The 4,412-nt window shown below is 61.9% G+C and carries 4 protein-coding genes; all 4 read right to left on the bottom strand.

Annotated elements, in window-relative coordinates:
- Positions 1 to 175: 175 nt before the first annotated feature.
- Positions 176 to 1,201 (bottom strand): agmatine deiminase family protein, encoded by a 1,026-nt coding sequence (locus tag VD811_05990; protein HXV20521.1) that lies wholly within the window; start codon positions 1,199 to 1,201, stop codon positions 176 to 178.
- A gap of 87 nt (positions 1,202 to 1,288) precedes the next feature.
- The gene (locus VD811_05985) at positions 1,289 to 2,806 is read right to left on the bottom strand and encodes a bifunctional DedA family/phosphatase PAP2 family protein (protein HXV20520.1); all 1,518 of its coding nucleotides are present in this window, start codon (positions 2,804 to 2,806) and stop codon (positions 1,289 to 1,291) included.
- A gap of 64 nt (positions 2,807 to 2,870) precedes the next feature.
- Complete coding sequence (locus tag VD811_05980; GenBank protein HXV20519.1) at positions 2,871 to 3,416, bottom strand: HD domain-containing protein; 546 nt, start codon at positions 3,414 to 3,416, stop codon at positions 2,871 to 2,873.
- A 41-nt stretch (positions 3,417 to 3,457) separates the two neighbouring features.
- Positions 3,458 to 4,024 carry a hypothetical protein gene (locus VD811_05975; GenBank protein ID HXV20518.1) on the bottom strand — a complete coding sequence of 189 codons (567 nt, stop codon included), beginning with the start codon at positions 4,022 to 4,024 and terminating at the stop codon, positions 3,458 to 3,460.
- Positions 4,025 to 4,412: the final 388 nt, after the last annotated feature.

Below are 4,412 nucleotides of genomic sequence, written 5' to 3'. Positions count from 1 at the left end.
CCCTGCGCGGCGGCCCGGCGGATGCCGGCTATGCTCTTTTCGATGTTCGCAGCGCGGTCGGCACTGCAGCTCTGCTGCACCAGGCCGACGATCAGTTTTTCTTTCATGGTGAAAACTCCTGAAGTCAGGTACAAGGCCCGAGGCCCGAGGTTTTTCCCTGCCTCGTGCCTCGTGCCTAACCCAACACTCCCCTGGGCAGCTGCATGGTGACGCAGTGCAGCGACCCATGCTGCAGGATCAGCGGTAAACAGTCGATCCCGATAATAGCACGATCCGGAAAAGCCTGCCCGACGGCAGCCAAGGCAGCGGCGTCGTTCGGGTCCTGATAGGTCGGCACCAGCACGGCGTTGTTGATAACCAGGAAGTTGGCGTAAGTGGCCGGCAGCCGCGTCCCTTCCTCGTCAAATTTGGCGCCCGGCCAGGGGAGGGGAATCAGGCGATAGGGCCGGCCGTCCCGGGTGCGGAAAGCGCGCAGCTCCGCCTCCATCCGCCGCAGCGCCCCGTAATGCTCGTCCTGTTCGTCGTTGCAGGCGACGTAGGTGATGGTGTCATTCGGGCAGAGGCGGGCAAGGGTGTCGATGTGGGAATCGGTGTCGTCGCCGGCCAGATAACCGTTTCCGAGCCAGAGAATGCGCTCGGCACCGAGCCAGCGGCGGAGTTCCGCCTCGACCCCCTCCCGGCCAAGGTGCGGATTGCGGTTGGGACCGAGCAGACATTCGGCGGTGGTGAGGAGGGTTCCGGCGCCATCGCTCTCGATGCTGCCCCCCTCGAGGATGAGTCCCGGGACGCGTCGCTCCAGTTGCCCGAAGGCGCCAGAAGCCTGCAGGCGGGCGGTGATCTGGTTGTCCTGGTCGGCGGCGAACTTGAGGCCCCAGCCGTTGAAGCCGAAATCGAGCAGGACCGGCACGCCGTCTTCGTAGACGGTGAGCGGGCCAAAGTCGCGGCTCCAGGTGTCGTTCGAAGGGATGGCGAAGATGGCGACCCGCTCCAGCACCACCCCGGCCGCCGCGAGTTTACTCCGCGTCGCCTCCACTTCGGGAGCGACGACGAGTACCCGCTCGAAGTGGCTGATCTGCTTGATGATTTCAATAAAGACCGGCTCCACCAGGTCAAGGACGGGGTGCCAGTCACTGGTTTCGTGGGGCCAGGCGAGCAGGACACCGTCCTGCGCCTCCCATTCCGCGGGTAAAGAGACCTTCATGCTCGATTCCATCCTTTGGCGCTATTACGTGCGGCGCATCCTATAGAAAAAGCCGCCTGATTGCAATCCATTGCAGTTTTTTATCGATCAGATACCGGGGATCCCGGCAAGATTGGCCAGCACATAATTGACGGTCCAGACCAGGACGCCGAGGCCGGCAAGGAAGATTGTGACCACGCGGACGGCGTGCGAGAAACGGACCGGGTGCCAACCGGTCTGCCAGGGAAATTCACCGCCATATCGACGGCGCAGTTCGGAAGCGGTGATCAGGAAAGTCAGCCAGACGGCGGCCAGGGCGAAGCCGGACAGCACGTCGCTGAGCCAGTGGACGCCGAGGTAGATCCGGCTGAACCCGACCAGGCTGGCCAGCAGGCTGCCGCTCAGCAGGAGAACCAGTCGGGATTGCCAGTTGCGGACGGTGCCGAGGAAAAAGTAGATGACCAGGCCGCAAAACACCAGCGCGGTGAAGGCGTGCCCGCTCGGCAGGCTGGCGGACATGGTCTGCAGTCCGGTCAGAAAGGGGACGGGACGTGGCCGGTCGATGAGGAACTTCAGGAGGAAAACCAGCAGTTCGCCGCCGCCGAGGCCGATCAGCAGCAGCAGCGCTGAAAAGTCCCGATTGTCCAGGATCAGCCAGAGCAGGACCAGGCCGGCGAACATGGCGATCGCCGGTCCGTTGGCCAGGGAGGTGACGACCAGCATGAGGGTGGTAACCGTCGGGTGGCGCGTTTCCGCGAGCAGGCCATAGAGGCGCCCGTCGATCCGGCCCAGGAAAGGGATGTCGGCGGCCAGCCAGAGAAAGAGCAGGGCAAAGAGGAGGCTGACCGTGAAGCCGATCGTCAGGTAGAGGCCCGATCCGTGCTGCGGGCTGAAGCGGCCGCGCAGAAAGGTCCATAAACGTGGATAACGGCAGGCGAAGCCGAGTACAGCCGGGCTCTGGAGACATGTCTGCCAGGTCAGCCGTACACGATTCCAGCGTCGTGATAACCAGGGAACCAGCCGAGGAACAAGCTTCTTCCAGAACAGCCCGTTGAGGATCAGCAGGAGCAGCAGGATCGTCAGGAGGAGGCTGAAGCGACCCGTCCAGAGCTGTACCAGCTTCCAGCTGGCGCCGAAGAAATAGCCGAGGCCCGGGTAGGCTATTCCCCAGAGGATGCCGCTGACCAGCGCGTAGAGAAAGAAAGCGCTGGGACGCATCTGGGCGGTGCCGGCGACGAAGGGGATGAACGGCCGCAGGAAGCCGACAAAACGGCCGAAAAAGACGCTCTTGCCACCGTGCTCAAGAAAAAAGATCTGTGATTTGCGCAGCAGGCCCCGACGCTTGCGCATCAGTTGCAGATTCGTGAACACGCTGCCGAAGCGGGCGCCCAGCACGTAGCTGAGCAGGTCGCCGGCGATGGCGCCGCCGGCCGAAACCATCACCAGGAGGGTGTAGGAACCTTTGCCGTTGGCGGCCAGAAAACCGGCGAAGACGATGAGGACGCTGCCGGGACAGAAGATGCCGATGACGGCAAGCGATTCAAAAAAGGAGATAGCGGCGACCAGGGCGTAGTACATTCCCCCGGAGGGAAGCCAGTCAAAGCTTTCCAATAGCCACTGTTCCATCAGTTCGCTGTCCTGGGGGAAATCGAAAATCAGTTTTCGGGAGCGTTGTTTCCGGGCGTCCGGCTCAACCGCTGAACTGGAGATGCCAGCGGTCGAAGACTGCGACCTTCTCAGCCCCGTAGCGGGCGAGAGTCTGCCGGACCTTGTCGACGGAGCGCTCCGCGTCGTTTTCCCGTGGGTTCTTGGAAAAGAAGAGGTCGGCGTAGGTGACAATCCGTTCCTCCACGGTCAACGGCAGCATGTCGCGCACCGGCAGCGGCAGCCGTTGATCCGCAATTTCGGCGGCGCTCAGCCCTACCCCGATGTGCCGGTCGCAAACCAGGGCGTGCCGGGGCAGCCCTTCGTACTCGAGCAGTTCGCGGCCCTTGTAGCCGTGGCAGAGGTAGGGGAGAGTACCATGACAGCCGATTTCCGGAGCGTCGGTAAAGAGCATGCCGATGTCGTGCAGCAGCGCCGCTTCATGGACGAAATCGACATCCACTTGTTCGGTGGCCAGGCGCCAGGCGATCTCCCTGGCCTTGCCGGCGACCCGGACGCTGTGTCGCAAAAGGATGCGATGGGCCTCGGTTCCGGCGGGATAATATTTTTCAATCAGACGCAAAGGATCCATGGACGACTTGCCGGCGCAGCCGGCGCTCCGGGGAATGGTGTTTACCGCTCCTGCTGCGGCTTGAAGGATGCGAGCATCTCATCGAATAGCGGACGATAGCTTTCAAAGTTGCGGCTAGGAGTGGAAAAGGTCACGATGTACCCCCTGCTTTCGGTTCGCAGAATGACGGCAAGGTGGGCACGGGAGGCGTCGTTCCCGAGGAGCATGGTTGCCTCTCCCCCGGGCAGCACGACTTCTTTCTGCTCGGCGACGTCCAGTGCCGGGTGCTCGGCCAGAAAACCGGCCTGCATTGCTTCGGGTCCACCGGGCCAGTGGCTCAGGGCACAGGCGATCACCGCCGCCCTGACCACCGGTTCCGCATTGTCCATCGGTACGGAGGAATGCCAGCGCACGGTGCACGATTCCGGTGGCCGGCCGCTCCCCCGTTCGAGTGTCCAGTCGGAGGGATACTCGATGGCAAAGGCCAATTCGGCATCGTAGTAATAGGTTTCCCGGTGTTCGCGTATCCCCGCTTCTTCGGCGGACCTGGTGGCGCAGCCCGCCGAGAGCGCGAACAGGAGCGGGATGAGGCAGAGCAGGAAGTTCGGGCGGAAACGGCAAAAGATCATCGGCAGCACCTGAAAATAACGTTTGAATTCTATTTTTAATTATGCCATAGCCGTATCGAAAATTCTCCCGCCCAATAGCCGCCGTGGCCAGAACTTGCCTTGGAGATTGCTTGACAGATCGCTGCTGCTGCTTATAATGGGGACGACTTTGGTCACATATCGCCTTCAAGAAAGGAACCAACCCATGGCCGTCTGGAATTGCTCGAAATGCGGTTACGAGAAAGAGAGCCGCTGCAAGCCGAAAAAGTGCCCCACCTGCGCGGAAGCCGAAACCTTCGTCAAGAAGTAGACCATTTCCGTTCCCTCCATACCGAAGCCCGGCAGAAAATTGCCGGGCTTTTTTTCGTCCTGCAGCCCGGCATGCCGATGGTGTAGCCGCGGCAATCCT

This window comes from Desulfuromonadales bacterium, from assembly GCA_035620395.1.
In the GTDB taxonomy this organism is placed as follows: Bacteria; Desulfobacterota; Desulfuromonadia; order Desulfuromonadales; family DASPGW01; genus DASPGW01.
The sequence above is the reverse complement of the archived record's forward strand: the minus strand, read 5'-3'. Positions and strand labels throughout refer to the sequence as shown.